Annotated in this window: 12 protein-coding genes and 2 pseudogenes; all 14 read right to left on the bottom strand. The window is 40.6% G+C overall.

From position 1 onward, the window contains the following. Positions 1-12: 12 nt before the first annotated feature. On the bottom strand, positions 13-1,410 hold the full coding sequence (hslU, locus tag EGX73_RS11180) for an ATP-dependent protease ATPase subunit HslU (RefSeq protein WP_005472293.1): 1,398 nt from the start codon (positions 1,408-1,410) through the stop codon (positions 13-15). A gap of 14 nt (positions 1,411-1,424) precedes the next feature. Continuing rightward, positions 1,425-1,967, bottom strand: coding sequence for an ATP-dependent protease subunit HslV (gene hslV / locus EGX73_RS11175; RefSeq protein ID WP_003126982.1), 543 nt, complete (start codon positions 1,965-1,967; stop codon positions 1,425-1,427). A 25-nt stretch (positions 1,968-1,992) separates the two neighbouring features. Further along, on the bottom strand, positions 1,993-2,910 hold the full coding sequence (xerC, locus tag EGX73_RS11170) for a tyrosine recombinase XerC (protein WP_005472287.1): 918 nt from the start codon (positions 2,908-2,910) through the stop codon (positions 1,993-1,995). A 403-nt stretch (positions 2,911-3,313) separates the two neighbouring features. Beyond that, complete coding sequence (locus tag EGX73_RS11165; RefSeq protein WP_005472286.1) at positions 3,314-4,765, bottom strand: flotillin family protein; 1,452 nt, start codon at positions 4,763-4,765, stop codon at positions 3,314-3,316. Positions 4,766-4,778: 13 nt separating this feature from the next. After that, positions 4,779-5,204 carry a hypothetical protein gene (locus EGX73_RS11160; RefSeq protein ID WP_029486957.1) on the bottom strand — a complete coding sequence of 142 codons (426 nt, stop codon included), beginning with the start codon at positions 5,202-5,204 and terminating at the stop codon, positions 4,779-4,781. Between the two features lie 112 nt (positions 5,205-5,316). Beyond that, the gene (gene trmFO / locus EGX73_RS11155; RefSeq protein ID WP_003126978.1) at positions 5,317-6,624 is read right to left on the bottom strand and encodes an FADH(2)-oxidizing methylenetetrahydrofolate--tRNA-(uracil(54)-C(5))-methyltransferase TrmFO; all 1,308 of its coding nucleotides are present in this window, start codon (positions 6,622-6,624) and stop codon (positions 5,317-5,319) included. Positions 6,625-6,860: 236 nt separating this feature from the next. Beyond that, positions 6,861-8,939: a type I DNA topoisomerase gene (gene topA, locus EGX73_RS11150; RefSeq protein ID WP_123866950.1), complete on the bottom strand. Its 2,079-nt coding sequence runs from the start codon at positions 8,937-8,939 to the stop codon at positions 6,861-6,863. 144 nt (positions 8,940-9,083) lie between these two features. Next, positions 9,084-9,956: a DNA-processing protein DprA gene (gene dprA / locus EGX73_RS11145; RefSeq protein WP_021151123.1), complete on the bottom strand. Its 873-nt coding sequence runs from the start codon at positions 9,954-9,956 to the stop codon at positions 9,084-9,086. A gap of 64 nt (positions 9,957-10,020) precedes the next feature. Continuing rightward, the gene (locus tag EGX73_RS11140) at positions 10,021-10,785 is read right to left on the bottom strand and encodes a ribonuclease HII (protein ID WP_029486958.1); all 765 of its coding nucleotides are present in this window, start codon (positions 10,783-10,785) and stop codon (positions 10,021-10,023) included. Then, on the bottom strand, positions 10,769-11,638 hold the full coding sequence (gene ylqF, locus EGX73_RS11135) for a ribosome biogenesis GTPase YlqF (RefSeq protein WP_029486959.1): 870 nt from the start codon (positions 11,636-11,638) through the stop codon (positions 10,769-10,771). Before ylqF ends, EGX73_RS11140 begins: the two co-directional genes overlap by 17 nt. Before the next feature lie 958 nt (positions 11,639-12,596). Then, positions 12,597-14,042 carry a family 1 glycosylhydrolase gene (locus EGX73_RS11130; RefSeq protein ID WP_123866949.1) on the bottom strand — a complete coding sequence of 482 codons (1,446 nt, stop codon included), beginning with the start codon at positions 14,040-14,042 and terminating at the stop codon, positions 12,597-12,599. A gap of 34 nt (positions 14,043-14,076) precedes the next feature. Beyond that, positions 14,077-15,932, bottom strand: a pseudogene (locus EGX73_RS16465) (PTS beta-glucoside transporter subunit IIBCA). Position 15,933: 1 nt separating this feature from the next. Then, positions 15,934-16,769: pseudogene (locus EGX73_RS11120) on the bottom strand (PRD domain-containing protein). 442 nt (positions 16,770-17,211) lie between these two features. Then, on the bottom strand, positions 17,212-17,760 hold the full coding sequence (gene lepB, locus EGX73_RS11115; protein WP_003126969.1) for a signal peptidase I: 549 nt from the start codon (positions 17,758-17,760) through the stop codon (positions 17,212-17,214). Positions 17,761-17,774: the final 14 nt, after the last annotated feature.

The raw sequence follows: 17,774 nt of genomic DNA, 5'->3' as shown, positions 1-17,774 counted from the left end.
GGTTCTCTCCCTTTATAAAATATACCGGCTTAGGTCTTCATCTTTGGCAATAGAAGCAAGTTTGTCTTCAACGTACGCTTCTGTAATAGTGATTTCTCCCATTTGCATGTCGGATGCTTCAAACAATAAGTCTTCAAGTAACTTTTCTAGAATTGTGTGTAAGCGACGGGCGCCAATGTTATCTGTATCGCGATTCACTTGAAAGGCAATTTCCGCAATTTTTTGGATTGCTTCCAGCGTAAAAGTGACTGTCACATTCTCTGTTCCCAACAAGGCAATATACTGCTTGATCAAAGCATTGTTTGGCTCCGTCAGGATCTTGACAAAGTCTTCTTTCGTTAAATCATCAAGTTCTACACGAATCGGGAAGCGTCCTTGTAATTCAGGGATCAAATCACTTGGTTTTGACAAATGAAAGGCACCTGAAGCAATGAATAGGATATGGTCGGTTTGTAAAGGGCCGTATTTCGTGTTGACTTGTGATCCTTCTACGATCGGTAAAATATCCCGTTGCACACCTTCACGAGAAACTTCGCCTGATTGTTGCGATTTTGATGTGATCTTATCGATTTCATCAAGGAAGATGATCCCGCTAGATTCGGCTAAACGCAATGCCGCACTATGGATATCCGCATCATTCACTAATTTTGAAGATTCCTCTTGGATCAATAATTCTCGAGCTTCTTTTACCGTTACTGTCCGTTCGATTTTCTTTTGCGGTTTCAATGCACCTAATGTTTCATTCAAATCGATCCCCATTTGTTCCAATCCATTGTTCATCATTGGTGACTGTGTTTTTGGTTCATCCACCTGGATCGTTACTTCACGATTGTCCAATAAGCCTTTTTCTAATTGCTCATAAATGGCTTGACGGTTGCTGCGGATTTCGTCCGTCAGTTCTTCTTTTGGTTCTTCTGCCTGCTGGCCAGGATTGAACATATTCATCATTTGTTCATATGGATTCGCAGATTTCTTTTGCTCTTTTTTGATTCCAGGTACCAGTACTTTAACCAGTCGACGATTGGCTTTCTTTTCTGCCTGCAGCCGAACGTTTTTGTATTGCTCTTTTTTTACGATCTGGATGGCATTTTCCACAAGATCCCGAATCATTGATTCCACGTCACGTCCGACATAACCGACTTCGGTGAACTTAGTTGCTTCTAATTTAACGAAAGGCGCATCAACGATCTTCGCTAATCGACGAGCAATTTCTGTTTTTCCGACACCAGTCGGTCCGATCATTAAAATATTCTTCGGCGTCACATCTTGCTGCATTTTCTCATCCAACTGGAGACGACGGTAGCGATTACGTAAAGCTACTGCAACAGATTTCTTGGCACTAGTTTGGCCAACAATGTATTGATCTAATTCTTTGACGATTTCTTTTGGTGATATATTTTGATTTGTCATAGCTTCATCCCTCTTTAAAACTCTTCAACAATAATGTTGTGATTGGTAAAGACACAAATATCAGCGGCGATATTCAATGCTCCTTCAGCAATTTCTTTTGCAGAAAGATCACCGCCGTAACGTTTCATCGCTCTGGCTGCAGCGAGTGCATAATTGCCGCCAGAACCGATAGCCAAAATCCCTTCATCGGGTGAAATGACTTCTCCTGTCCCAGAAACCAAGAGCATTTCTTCCTGATTCATCACGATCAGCATTGCTTCTAGTTTCTGCATCGATTGCTGTGTCCGCCATTCTTGCGCTAACTCAACAGCAGCACGTTGTAAGTTGCCGTTGTATTCATTGAGTTTTCCTTCAAATTTTTCTTCCAGTGTGAAAGCATCTGCCACACTTCCAGCAAATCCAACTACGACTTCACCGTTATAGATTCGGCGTACTTTGCGTGCCGTCCCCTTCATGACGACTTGTTCTCCCATTGTTACTTGACCATCTCCGGCCATTGCGAATTTGCCATCTTTTTCAACAGCACAAATCGTTGTTGAATGAAAAGGTGATTTCATAATTCTTTCCTCCTGTCGCCAATTTTTAAGCTCTTGGATGAAATTGGCGGTAATTTTTTTGCAAGCTATCTTTTGTGACATGGGCATAGATCTGCGTCGTAGATAAGTTGGCATGGCCTAACAATTCTTGAACGGTCCGCATATCAGCCCCGTGATTTAATAAGTGAGTGGCAAATGTGTGCCTCAACATGTGGGGGTGGATCTTGCTGTCCAAACTACTTTTGCGAATGATTTGATTCAACACATACTCAATCCCCGTCGCTGTGATTCCGTCACCTAAATGATTGACGAAAACAATCTCATGCCGTTTGTGGTGTTTCTCCATCAACTGTTGGCGTCCAGCTGAGACATAGTCTCGCAACGCTTCTTGCGCATAGCTGCCAAAAGGAACATAACGATCCTTGTTTCCTTTCCCATGGATCAACAATACACCATTCTCCCAATCAACGTCTGACAAGGTTAGGTTGCTGCATTCGCTGACCCGCAGTCCGGATCCATACAGGATCTCCAACAAAGCTCGATTTCGTTGCTGCAAAGGTTCGTGCCCTTTTACACTTTCAAAAAGTGCTTCCATTTCTTTTTCATAAAAAAAACGCGGTAATTTTGCGTTCTTTTTCTTTAAGTGAATATAAGCGAATGGATTTTCTTTAATGACTTCGTGTTTCGTTAAAAAGTGATAGAACGACCGCAAACTGGCCATTTTACGGCTGATCGAATTGCGACTGTAATTGCGCTCATTCAAAAAACTAAGGTATACTCTGACGTCACGGTGATCAATGGCAAGAAAGTCTTCATTGCCAGACTCTTTTAAAAAACGAAAGAAATCCTCCATGTCTTCTTGGTAAGCAGACTTGGTCTTATCAGAATAGCCTCGTTCAACAATTAGATAACGAAAAAAATCATTTTGAAGTTCGTTCTCCGGCAAACTAATCCCCCATTTCATGACTCGAAATAACTGTATCATAGAGTTTTAAAAAAAACAAACGAATTGTCAGAATTTAACCAATATTTCAAAGTTTAGACATAATTATGAAAATTCTATAAGGGAGAATTTAGAAAAGATCCGCAGGTTTCTCGAAGCTTTTTTTGATTGTTATGATTTACACGAAAACTTGCGAAGGACTTGCCCCAAATTCAACTGGGCATATGCTTTGCCTCCAGTAGCTTCTCACTGTGAACTAAGTAGAACTTGCGTTCCACTCTTTCCAGAGTCAGCCGTAGAAAATTCTTTCAAGGTTGCTACCCTCGCTTTGCTCCCCGCTGCTCATCATCAACTCTGCCTTGCTTCGCAAGCCACTCGTTGTGATTCGCAGCAAAAACGCACTCGTTTGAGTGCGTTGTTTGGGTTATTCGATTGGTTGGGTGTCATTGTCTGTGTTTGATTGATTTTCTACTGGCTTTTGGCTTTCGATGGCTGCTACTAACTCTTTGTTTCCTTGTTTAGTAGACATGGTTTGATTAATGAGATTGACTAAATCGAGGCCAGTTGTTTCTTTGATAGTATCAAATGTCCGTGCCAAGCCGGCTTCTCCCATGTCGTGGAGTCCGTCGTTGCCTCCAAAGCTGACCACTTTATCGATGTTGCTAAGTGGCGCATTAACTTCTTTGGCAATTTCAGGTAATACTTTGATGAATTCCATCAAAATACCTGCTTCATTCAGTTTAGTTAAAGCAATCGCCATTTTTTCGCGACTTTCGGCTTCTGCTTGACCGACTTTAGCGATTCTTTCAGCATCTGCCGAACCGAGTTTTTCGATTCTCTCTGCTTCTGCTTGGGCAGCTAGTTTCACTTTTTCAGCCTCTGCTTGGGCACGAGCAATTTCTCTTGCTTTATCTGCCAAGGCATTTTGTTCTACAACATATTTATCGGCTTCTGCTTTTTTACGGACTGTAGCATTCAATTCTTTTTCCGTCAGTTCAGCTTGCTTTTCTTGGATCTCGATGTTCTTTTCTTGTTCGATCAATTGGACTTTCATTTTTTCGCCCACAGCAATCTGTTCTGCTTTAGCATCTGCTACTTCCCGTTCTTGTTTGTATTGTGCTTGTTTCAATGCCATATCTTTCGTTGCTTCTGCGATTTCCGTTTGGCGACGAATTTCCTCGTGCTGTGCCAACTGTTCATTTTCGGCTTGCTTGATTCGTGTTTCTCTTAATGCATTTGATTCTGCAACTTCTGCATTCTTCTTCACTTCAGCAATCTGCGGTCGTCCTAAGGCATCTAAGTAGCCGTTACTGTCACTAACATCTTTGATTGTAAATGAAACGATCTCTAATCCCATTTTTTTCAAGTCGGTAGATGCGACTTCTTGCACTTGTTCCGCAAAATCATCTCGATTTTTGTAAATTGCTTCAACGGTCATTGTCCCTAGAATCGCCCGCAAGTGGCCTTCCAGTACTTCTTGTGCTTCATCTTCCAACTCGCCGGTTGATTTGCCTAAGTATTGTTCTGCAGCTGTTTTGATCGATTCCGTACTGTTACCAACTTTAACTAAAACCGTCGCACTTGCTTTGATCGGTACCCCTTGTTCGGTATAAACTTCTGGTGTGCCAATTTCAAGTTTATGCGTCAGTAAACTCAATTTATGTGCTTTTTGAACAATTGGGATCACGAATGTTCCGCTATTTTTTAAAATCTTGATGCCTTCTTTACCTAAAAATGACCCCGTTACGATCAACGCTTCATCTGGCTTGCCGATTCGGTAACGAATCATTAAAAATGCGATCAATAACACGACTAAAACGATGATCCATAAAATTGGATTACTTAAAAAATCTAATGCATTCCCTGTATCTAACATTTTCCAACACTCCCTATTCAATAAAATTGTGGTTTTCTACCACTAAAGCAATACCTTTTTTGTCAAAATCAACAATAATCACTTTGGTTCCGACTGGTAATTCTCGCTTTTCTCGAATATCCTCTTCTTTATAGAACTTTGCCGGATAAACAGAACGCGCTGTCTTACTGCCAATCTCCATCACTTCACCGAGGGTATTTCCGACGATCTTTTCTGTCAATTCACCAATCAAAAAATCTTCATGACCAAGAACATTGCTACGATTTTTATCTGTCAAGCGATTGAAAAGCCACATAAACGGGCCTAGCAACAAACTGAAAAGCAGAAAAACGGCAAATATCAAAACAAATAGTACAATCAGCCAGCCCACTATTTGAATATAAGATGGAAACTGCTGCAGATACTCTTGAAGCAATGTGACCCATTCCCCAATCACGATCGTCACCACCTTCGCTATTGTTACTGTTAATCATATGATAACCGCTACCAAGTTTCAAGACAATTCAAAAAAAAACTTTCTCAACAATTTCTCGTGAGAAAGTTTTCGACAATTAATTTGCAACTGTTTCTTTGGCAGCCTCTAAAGCTGTAAGCGCACGATTAGCCAATGCCTCATAACGGGATTTTTTATCTTTGATTCGTTCGGGCAGTTCAGGAAGCAAGCCAAAATTGGCATTCATTGGTTGGAAATGTTTGCCTTCTGCATGCGTAATGTAATACGCCATGCTGCCGATTGTTGTTTCCTGCGGAAAGATGATTGGTTCTTCCCCTTTTGCAAGTTTTGCTGCATTGATTCCAGCTACTAGACCGCTAGCCGCACTTTCAACATACCCTTCTACTCCTGTCATTTGACCAGCAAAAAACAAGTCATCACGTTTGCGAGATTGATAGGTTTGTTGCAGAAGTTCTGGCGAGTTCATGAAACTATTCCGATGCATTACACCATAGCGGACAAATTCAGCTTGCTCTAATCCAGGGATCATCCGAAAGACCCGTTTTTGTTCTCCCCATTTTAGATGCGTTTGGAAACCTACAATGTTGTACAACGAGGCAGCAGCGTTATCTTGACGCAATTGGATCACTGCATAAGGCCGTTTGCCTGTCTTAGGATCTTCCAAACCAACAGGTTTCATTGGTCCAAACAACATCGTCTTTGGACCACGAGAGGCCATCACTTCAATTGGCATACAGCCTTCAAAGAATTTCTCTTTTTCAAACTCTTTCAAAGGAGCGACTTCGGCATTTACCAAGGCTTCACGAAAGGCATAAAATTCTTCTTCGTTCATCGGACAATTCAGGTATGCTGCTTCTCCTTTGTCGTATCGTGATTTCAAGTAAACTTTATCCATATCAATAGTTGATTTATCAATGATTGGCGCTGCGGCATCATAGAAATAGAAGCCTTCCGACCCATTGAATGCTTGAATCGCCTTGGATAACGGTTCTGAAGTCAATGGTCCAGTAGCGATTACCGTAATTCCTTCTGGGATTTCGGTGATCTCTTCTTCGATCACTGTTACCAACGGATGTTCTTTCACCCGCTTTGTAACTAATTCAGAAAAATCGTCCCGATCAACGGCTAGTGCACCACCAGCCGGAACCGCTGTCTGATCGGCCGAAGAGATAATAACCGAATTCAAGCGGCGCATTTCTTCTTTCAAAACACCTACTGCATTGGTTAAATTGTTTCCTCTAAGAGAATTTGTACAAACAAGTTCCGCAAAATTATTCGTATGATGGGCTTCTGTCGTTTTCTTAGGACGCATTTCATACAAATTGACAGCCACTCCTGCCTCAGCAGCTTGCCAAGCAGCTTCGCTTCCTGCTAATCCAGCACCAATTACATTGATTTTTTTCATACTTCGTCTCCTTTATAGTAAAAGAGTCTGTGCCAAAAGTCATCAAAACAAAAAATAACCCTTACATTGGCAGATGCTGATCTTCAGATCACCGTTTGTCTCTGCTTATTTTTTATTCTATTCCTTGTGTCACAGCTCTGTTTTTTGAAAAGGAACGCAGAAGTCTGCTGTCTCTCAGCAGATACTTCTTGCGCTCACTTCATTTTTTTATTGAGAGGTCAAAAACGATCGATAGCTTACTTTTGAACATCTTCCTCATAATCACCTTTGATACAAACGACTTGCTTGCCGCCTTTGACTTTCTTTTCAACCAAATAGTTGTCACATTTTGGACAGTTTCTGCCTACTGGTTTATCCCATGACGTAAAGTCACATTCTGGATAGCGTGTGCAGCCAAAGAAAATTCGGTTCTTCTTGGATTTTCTTTCAACAAGTTGTCCTTGGTGACAAACTGGACATTCCACTCCGATTTCTTTGACGATCGGTTTTGTATTTCGACAATCTGGAAAATTGCTACAAGCATAAAATTTTCCATAACGACCTAGCTTGATGACCATTGGATGACCACAAATATCGCAATCGAAGCCAGCGGGTTCATCTTTTATCTGGATTTTCTCAATATTTTCTTCCGCATTGGATAATTCTTTTTCAAATGGTCGATAGAATTGGTCCACGACTTTGATCCATTCTTGTTTGCCCGCTTCAATACTATCTAAGCTGCTTTCCATCTCGGCTGTGAAATGGGTATCGACAATTTGAGGGAAGAATTCCTCAATCAACGAATTAACGATTTCTCCCAATTCAGTTGGTTCAAAACGTTTTTGAGTTAATTTAACGTAATAGCGCCGTTGGATCGTTTCTAAAGTTGGTGCATAAGTCGATGGACGCCCTACACCATTTTCTTCTAAAGTTTTGATCAACGTTGCTTCGCTAAAACGAGCAGGTGGTTGTGTGAAGTGTTGTTTTGGTTCGATAGAGATCGACTGAACAACGTCCCCTTCGTTTAATTCCGGCAAAATATTCTCTTTGTCTTCTTTGCCGTCATCTCGTCCCTCAACATACACTTGCATAAATCCTTTAAATTTGATTTTGGATCCGTTAGCTATGAATATGACGCCATTCTGCTGTAGCGTCACTTTCATTGTATCCAAAATCGCAGGAGTCATTTGGCTGGCTACAAAACGAGACCAAATCAAGCGATAGAGTTTCAACTGATCTTTGTCCAAGTACTTTTCCATTTCTTCTGGTGTACGCATGACGCTTGTAGGACGTACAGCCTCGTGGGCATCTTGCGCCCCTTGCGCATTCTTGATTTTCTTGCCACCATGAGCTGAAAAAGCTGAGCCATAGGTTGTTTCGATGAATTCCGCCGCTTCTCCTTTAGCTGTATCCGCGATCCGTGTAGAATCGGTACGCATATAGGTGATCAACCCCACCGTTCCTTGCTTGCCTAATGGGATTCCTTCATAAAGCTGTTGGGCTACCATCATTGTTTTACGTGTACGGAAATTCAATTTGCGGGCTGCCTCTTGTTGAAGACTGCTGGTTGTAAAAGGAGCCGAAGGATTGCGTTTTCGTTCTTTCTTTTCTACCTTGGTCACTTGGTAATCTTTGCCATCTAAACGCTCGGTCACTTCTTTGATGCTTTCAGCGTTTGGTAGTTTTTTCTTTTTACCATCTAGCCCCCAGAAAGCCGCCTTGAACTTTTTTGTTGCTTTTTTAAAGTTGCCATCGATACTCCAGTATTCTTCAGGTATAAACTCGCGGATTTCTTTTTCGCGATCAATGATGATTTTCAATGCTACTGACTGAACACGGCCCGCACTCAACCCTTTTTTGACTTTGCGCCATAAAATTGGACTAATCGAATAACCTACCAGACGGTCCAACACCCGACGAGCTTGCTGCGCATCTACTAAATCGACATCAATCGTACGAGGTTCTTTGAACGCAGCTTTAACTGCATCTTTTGTGATTTCATTAAAAACGACCCGGTTCTTTTCTTTTAAATCTAGTCCTAGCAAGAAAGCTAAATGCCAAGCAATAGCTTCCCCTTCTCTATCCGGGTCACTTGCGAGATAAACTTTTTCTGCTTTTTTAGCTGCAGAACGAAGGCTCTTGATGACATCGCCTTTGCCGCGAATCGAGATGTAATGAGGTTCATAGTCATTTTCGACGTCAATGCCCATTTTGCTTTTCGGCAAATCACGAATATGTCCAACACTCGCAACAACTTTATAGTTGCGCCCGAGGTATTTTTCAATGGTTTTCGCCTTTGCTGGCGACTCCACGATCACTAGATATTTATATGCCATATAAAAAATGGCTCCTTCCTTCATTTTTTCCTACTATAATATATTCGGCAAACAATCCACTTGCTTTCCAAACATCCAAATCGTAGCTTATCATAGCTTTCAGAAAAAGTTTTGTCAAGAAAGGATCATCATAAGTTCAAAAGCCTAAGGCAATTCTTCTAAGATATCTTCTGCTGTCAGCGTGCATTTTGCTCCATCTTGAATCAACTGATGACACCCCTTTGATCGATCGGTCAAAGCTTCTCCAGGCACGGCAAATACATCCTTCCCATTTTCTAAAGCCAACTGTGCAGTAATCAAAGAGCCACTCTTTTCTTTGGCTTCAATCACACAAACTGCCTGTGCGATTCCCGCAATCAGTCGATTCCGCATGGGAAAATGATGTTTATGCGGCAATGTTCCTCGCGAATATTCACTAACCAGCAAATGTTCCTGCTTGATCTGAGAATAAAGACGTTGTGAACTCTTAGGATAACACTGATCCAGTCCCGTTCCTATAACTGCAATGGTTTGTCCACCACTTTCAATCGCTGCTTCATGGGCGAAACTATCTAATCCCTGGGCAAGGCCGCTAATGATCAAGTACTTCTTTTTCACTAGTTCCGGAATGATTTTTCTACAAATCTGCTGACCGTAGCTTGTCGCTTGTCTAGCACCGACAACAGCCAGTGAAGGCTTTTGGAGTAATGACAGATTCCCTTCGTAAAAGAGGATCAATGGTGGATCAGCGATTTTTCTCAGTGCAGGTGGGTAGTCTTTTGAAAAAAAGGTGATAAATGACTGGTCGGCCATTTTTTCCGCTAAGTCACTCTCTGTCAACTGATGCCACGACTGTTGAAAACGAAGAATATTGCGTGTGATCCCTGTCATTTGAATAACTTCTTCAGCCGTTATAGTCCAATTTTCTTGTGCGAGGCAGCCTTTGACCACCTGCCACTGACTTTGAATACCGACTCCTTGTACAAATGACAAGCGAAGGAGGATTTTATCGAAGGGCGTACATTCCTGAAAGTACATAAAACAACCTCATTTCTAAAGAATCTCACTAATAAGATTCGTAAAAATGAGGCTGTTTGATGAATTATTTTACATACTGTTTTACTGGTGCAAACGTTTTGCGATGGATAGGACAAATCCCATGGGCAGCTAATCCTTCTAAATGGGTTTTCGTACCGTAACCAGCATTTTGATCAAATCCATAATGAGGAAAAACACCATGATAATCTTTCATTAAATTATCCCGAAATACCTTAGCCATGATACTTGCAGCAGCGATAGAGATCGACCGGGCATCCCCTTTGATCAGACTGGTCTGAGGAATATCGGTATCAAGCGTCATAGCGTCCACCAATAAATGCTCTGGTGTAATCGATAAGTCAGCTAGCGCTCGTTTCATCGCATTCTTACTGGCTTGATAAATGTTCACACGATCAATTTCCTCATGATCTGCAATACCGATGCCAATCGCTACCGCTTTATTTTGGATCTCAATAAATAATTCTTCTCTTTTTTTCGCAGAAAGTTGTTTCGAATCATTCAAGCCAATGATCCCGCAATTCTTCGGTAAAACCACTGCCGCGGCAACTACAGGCCCAGCTAACGGTCCCCGGCCGACTTCATCTAAACCGGCAACAAACCGAAGCCCTTTCTGATAGAGTTCTTGTTCAAATACAGACATTTCTGCATATTTTTCTTGCATTTGTCGCTGTTTACGCTGCTGATTTTGATACTTGGTAATCAGCTTTTGGACACCAGAGCGTTCGTCTGCCATCAGTTGAGCCACATAAGCCGGGTCAACCTCCTCGGCAAATAGTCGCTCTTTGATAGTTTTAATCGGCTCTTTCATCTTTTTCACCTAACTCCTCGTAACGATCTAATGTGTACCTTCCCAGCTTCCCTTGTCGAATATCAAAAACGACTAATTCACTACCGCGATCATAATTGTCTTTGTAGCCACGTTTTTCAGTGATCTTCATCAATAGTTCTGGTGCTAGACATTGTTCTTCTTCCGCAGAAAGTGAATAACGCTGAGCAATTCTTCCTTCATAGTAGCGAGCAAAAAAGTCTAACCCAAACAAAGCAATATCATCTAAATGGATGAGTTGATCTTTGATAGCGCCAGTCAAAGCTAATTTTTTGCCAATCTCAGGATCTTCAAATTTAGGCCAGAGAATTCCTGGTGTATCCAGCAATTCCAATTCTGTACCAAAACGCAACCATTGTTGCCCTTTGGTAACACCTGGTTTATTCCCAGTCTGAGCAATTTTTTTGCCGACTAAGCGATTCATCAATGTTGATTTTCCTACATTAGGAATCCCAATGACCATTGCTCTTATCGGACGTGGTTTGAGCCCACGAGCTTTGTCACGAGCAATTTTTTCTTGCAGAACTTCCTTTGCTTTAGGAACGATCATTTTGATTCCTTGACTATCCTGAGCATTGATCGCCATGGCTAAGAAACCTTGTTTTCTAAAATAGCCTTCCCAGAGTTTTGTTTGCTGAGGGTCAGCCAAGTCTGCTTTATTGATCAAGATCAAGCGTGGCTTTTGTTGTAAAATTTGATCCAGCATGGGGTTTCTTGAAGAAACGGGGAGACGAGCATCTACAAGTTCAAACACGATGTCGACAAATTTTAGTTTTTCGCTTACTTCACGTTTTGCTTTGGCCATGTGGCCTGGAAACCATTGAATGGTACTCATAATTAATTTCCTTTCATACCAGTCTTTTTCAGACATTGTTTTGGCTTTCTCTTAAAAGTATCGGACGAATCGAGAAAATTTCCTGATTGCCGAGTATCCTACGCATTTTAACACGAATTGGTTTAATTGGAAATACTACCTGCCAATCACCTGCAACTATACCTATGAGACGCGTATTGTAGTGGTGATTTGCTCATTCAACCTGCTCTTACAGTCCAGCAAATATCCAAAGAATGGCCAAAAACTGCCCAACTACGCTGACTATTCTGTTATATGCCATTATTTGGCTGATTCCACAGCCTTTCCTTGTTAATTCATTCACTAGAATCACTTGGCAGACTAATTTAAAAATACCATGAGGGGAGTTGGTCCACGGCTCAATTCATTCTGTCACTCAGTGTCAGTCCAAGAGAACTTGCTGGCTTGTGAAAGTAGCTAAAATTAGGAAAAAGTAGCTAAAAGTAGCTAAAAGTAGCTAGCTGAGTGTCAGGATGTAGGAAGCCAACTTTTTTTGAGAAAAAGACCAATTTTCAGCCTAGTTAAAATTATACTTCATTTTACGTCTTTTACTCAAATCATCTTATCAATTTTGAAGAAAAAATGCCAAAAGTCTGACAGAATTACAACACTGTAAAAAATTTTATCGTTATTTCTAGAACATTTTTTTCACATTTGCTCAAGCAAGCGGCTACCTCGTTTGAATATATAAGTAATAGAAATAAAACGAAATGCAGCTATGTATCGTAGCTAAGTACTAAGATCAACAAAATCGAAAAGATCAAACCTTTTTGAAACCAAGAGGTTCCCATCGCTCATACTGATTTATGAAAACAATGAAAACAAAAAAATCTAGAAAGAATTTACTTCTTTCTAGATCGCCATCATTTCTTATTAAAGTGCGTATCGATACAAGTTTTGATGAAAAAAAATACAAATGAAATGAATAGAAAACTAATTTTTACTCATGATTCTCCCTTTTGACACTCTCACCGTTGGAGTTAATGACTTGCCGATACCACTCAAAGGAATCTTTTTTCTTACGCATATAGGACCCTGTTCCATCATCTTGTTTGTCGACATAGATAAATCCATAGCGTTTTTTCATCTCACCTGTCGTAGCACTGACTAAATCGATCGGCGCCCACGTTAGATAACCGATACAGTCTACCTGATCCTCTTCAACTGACAGCAACAATTGCTCGACATGTCTGTGCAAGTAATCAATGCGATACGCATCGTGAACATGCCCATCTTCTGCGATTTCATCCACTGCACCTAGTCCGTTTTCAGTAATCATGATTGGTAATCCGTATTTTCGATAAGTGTAATTTAACAAATACCGCATGCCAATCGGATCAATCGTCCATCCCCACTTACTGCTTTCCAAATAAGGATTTTGCAGACCGCCAAATAAAGCACTTTTTCCTTCCGATGCACCTTCATATTCTGCGACAGAAGACGCATAGTAATTCATGCCAATAAAATCAATTTTGCCCTCAGCAAACACTTTTTTATCTGACTCAGAGATCACGATTTTTATGCCTTGATCTGCATATTCTTCCAGTTTGTATTGGGGAAACAGACCATTGCACATTGCATCGATCTGATAGAAGTCACGATCCATTTGTTTATAGGCATTTAGAACATTGACGGGATCACAATTTGCTGGATAGACTGGCTCGATACCAAAAACACAGCCAATTTGGAAGTTTTCATCAATTTCATGTCCCATTTTGACAGCAGCACAACTTGCAAGCGTCATATTGTAGCCAATCATGGCTAATGTCTGGGCCTTAGCATCGATTTCAGAGTACTTTAATCCGGCAATGATATAGGTAAAGATATCACTAGCCTCACTTTGAGAATCGATATGGTTCATCTCATTAAAAGTGGCCCAGTATCTGACTTTTCCTTTGAATGCTTCAAACATCGTGTGACAAAAGCGCAAATAGAAATCAATGACTTTGCGATTTGTCCATGAACCATATTCTGTCACTAGATGAATCGGCATTTCGAAGTGATAGAGCGTAATGATCGGTTCGATACCATGTTTTAATAGCGTGTCAACGACTCGATGATAAAAATCGATACCGGCTTGATTTGGTTCTGCTTCGTCCCCTTTAGGATAAATTCTTGACCAATCAATAGAAATCCGTAATTCCTTGAATCCCATTTCTGCAAACAAAGCAATATCTTCTTGATAACGATGATAAAAATCGATGCCTGTATGAGAAGGATAAACCTTGTTAGCAAGAAGTTCTTTATCGATCTCACGAGGCTGTTCATAGCTGCCTACTGTGACATAGTCCATAATAGCTGGGCCTTTGCCATCTTCCTGCCAAGCACCTTCACATTGATGAGCGGCAATGCTGCCGCCCCATAAAAAATCATTTCTTAACTTCATCTGCTCACCTTTTCTATCTTCTTTATTACGGTTTCTATTGCAAGACAATATTTAGTAAATCATCCGACTTTACCAACTGGTTATTGGATGTTGGGATCACATCAAGAAAATCATTCGTATTCGTAATGACCACAATAGTCGTTGGATCATACCCGGCTTCACGAACTTTTTCAAAATCTACTTCACCGATTGGTTGTCCTGTCCTCACACGATCACCTTGCTTCACATTCATCGTAAAATACTTGCCTTCTAACGAAACAGTGTCGATACCAATATGGATCAAGACCTCAACGCCTTGGTCACTGCGAAGACCAATCGCGTGTTTGGTAGGAAAGACTGTTAGCACTTCCCCATCGATTGGCGAATGAATCACATGACTTATAGGTTTGATACCGATTCCTTTCCCTAAAGCACCAGTTGAAAAAGCTTGGTCATTGATTTCATTGAGGGGAACCGCTTCTCCTTCCACTACACTTTTTAAAGCAGTAGAACGAATCATTTCAGAAGATACAGGTTGTTCTTTCTCTTTAACCGCCGGTACTTCATCACTTTCTACTGGAATCCCTAACATATAAGCTGCGATAGTCGCACCAATAAAACTGATCGCAACCGCTGCCACCATTAACCAAAGATTCATGAAGTCGCCTTCGCCAATATAGGCAGGTAATCCAAATAATCCCCAAGCAATTGAATAAGCTTTGACACCTGTTAAACCGGCGAACAGTCCCCCTAAACCTCCACCGATCATCACAGCAATAAACGGACGACGGAATTTAACGAATACACCATAGATGGCTGGTTCGGTAACTCCTAAAATGGCGGATAAAGTCACGGTCCCAAATAGTTGTTTTTGTTTCAAGTTGCGAGCACGTAAGAAGTATCCAAGCATTGCTCCGCCGACAGCGATGTCAGAGATTGTACATGATGAGATAAACGCTGGATCATATCCATTCGCTGCAATCAATGAAGCCACAACAGGCATAATGAAATTGCCGGCGCCTAACATAATGATGAATGGCTGTAATGCAGAATAGAGCATCATCACAAACCAGCTACCTATCGTGTCCATCAATAGATTGAAGAAGCCAATGATGCCTTCCCCAATATAAAAACCCTAATGGACCAAAAACCAGGAGTGTGGCTGGCAAAGTAATCAGCATGATCACTAAAGGAGACATAAAGTACTGCAAACTTTTAGGAATGACTTTTTTGGCAAACTTTGTTACATAGCCCATGAACCATACTGCTAATAAAATCGGGGATAAAGCTATTTGAATAAGTGATCTGTGGTAATCCAATACCAAATAAACTCAATCCCGAAACATTGTTGATCGGTTCAGATAAAATGGTTGCTGCTAAAGCCACTGCTAGATAAGGGCTGGCGCCTAATCGTTTGGCACAGCTCATCGCCATTAAAATAGGTAAGAAATAAAAAACAGCCGACCGTAATGCATCAAAAATTTGATACGTTGAGCTATCTGTCGAAATCAAACCGGTTAATGAAATAATTGAAAGAAATGCGGCTAATAAACCTGCACAGATGATTGGTTCTAAAATGGGATTCATTGATTCCGAAATCACATCTAGCATCGCCTTGATCGGATTTTTCTTCGTTTTTGGCTGGTCTGCTTCGTCTCCTGACATTCCCAGTTGGTCAATTAAATCTTTGTAAACATCGTTTACATGGGTTCCTACGATAATTTGATAAGCAACATTGTTGCTTACCACATCAATAACCCCTTCCAGCTCTTGCAATTTTTTTGTATCTGCTTTTGAGCGATCTTTTAAAGTAAAACGAAGACGAGTCATGCAGTGCACAACAGCTTGAATATTGGCTTTTCCGCCAACTAATTTGATGATTTGCTCGTTGAAATCATGGTATTGATTCATGTCATTCTCCTCTTTCTGTTACACGATTGATGTGGATCATTAAGTAGTGTACTCTTCTTGTGTCAGGTAACTGTTGAACTTTCCTTTGACATAGATCTCAATTTTTTCAACCGCGGCAAATGCTTCCGGATACATTGCTTTCACTTGTTTATAAAGTTGAGACTCATTGTCGGAATAGGTCTGGTTGTTCCGCAATCGTTCGATGAAATACTGGAGATGGGTCACAAGACGCATATAATTCATGCTGTTTTCATCTAAAGTAATCGTAAAATGATATTTGATAATATTCAGCATATCCCGCAACGTTTCCATATCAGCTAATTGTTCATCAAACTTTGCTTTCGTTTCCTGCAAGTTAACAAAATGTAAGGCAATGGCAACGGCTTCATCTTCAGGAAAATCGACTTGAAAGGTTTGATTGATCCTTTCCAAGGCTTCTAACCCAATTTTGTAATAACTGGGATAGAATTTTTTTACCTCCCAAGTCAATGGACTCCTCAAATATTGATCTTTTTTTGCCCGTTTCAATGCAAAGGATAAATGATCTAACAAAGCTAAATAAAGATAATCATTGGCACTTTTGCCGATTTCTTTTTCTCCATATTGTACGAGCTCGTTTACAAGCAGGATCAATTGATCATCGGCGCGAGATAAGAGGTAGCTAAAATGCTCTAATCGATCTTGGCTATCTAAGACAAAGGTCTTCTCTACTTCAGAGTCAGAAATATGTTGGCCAACTTTTTTCTTGAATGCGACTCCTGTTAAGTAGATGATCGACTCATGCCCTCCTCTATCCACTAAGGCAACATTATTATTGATAATCTTTTTAACTTTCATTCGTTTCTCCTTTCCAGAAAAAAGAACTCAGAATAAATATCAAATAAACTTTACAAAAGAAAGTGTACTTGATATATATTCTGAGTTCTGCCTGATCGTCTCAGTAACATAACTCAAGAAACAGCTGCGGCGCTATTTCTCGTTCCTTTTTCTAACTTACAGCCAAAGTATATCAGCTTAAAATGGCACTGTCAACGCTTACTTATAAAATTATTTCTTGCTTGTTCGTTTCAATAGAATAACGAAAAACAACAAAATAAGTGTTAAATAATTATGTAAAGAACATGACACAAGAACAGCATTTTATTATCAAGCAAAGGATCCAACAACATTGATTTCTGCAGAAAAATACTAGCTGCTATTAAAAACATCATCTACTCATATTTTTTGAAAGTAGCGATACCTACGCAAAAATATGAATAAATGATGTTTTTGTTTTTCATTATATAAAGCGCATATGGGTTAGTGGGTAATAAACAAAACGAGCATTTCCTAAAATCGCATCTCCAGAAATGGCACCAAATGATCGGCTGTCTTTAGAGGCACGACGATTGTCACCTATCACGAAATAGCTGTCTTTCCCCAGCTTTTCAACGCCCAACAATGACTGTAGATCAAAGTCATTCGTATAAGAGACATTTTCGTGATCATTCTTTCGATTTTTCACTAGGAAATTCTCATCTACCGGCTGATCATTAACATATAGTTGATCATTTTCGTAACGAATGGATTCACCAGGCAATCCAATCACTCGCTTAATATAGGTGGAACCATCCGGCATTTGAAAAACGACGACATCAAATCGCTTGATGGGTGAGATTTTCTCGATCAAAACCATATCACCCTGTCTTAAGGTACCTTCCATTGAATTTCCGCCCACCGGTACAGGGATCAGCAAGAATGCACGAATCAGGAATGCAGAGGCCAATGCAATAATCGCGTATTTAATGATGAACCAAAAGCGATCGATCCAGATTTTTCTTCGCTGCATGATGTCCCTCCTCT

Origin of the sequence: Enterococcus sp. FDAARGOS_553, from assembly GCF_003812305.1 — a bacterium.
GTDB lineage: Bacteria > Bacillota > Bacilli > Lactobacillales > Enterococcaceae > Enterococcus_D > Enterococcus_D gallinarum.
This window is presented reverse-complemented; position numbering and strand designations above follow the sequence as displayed.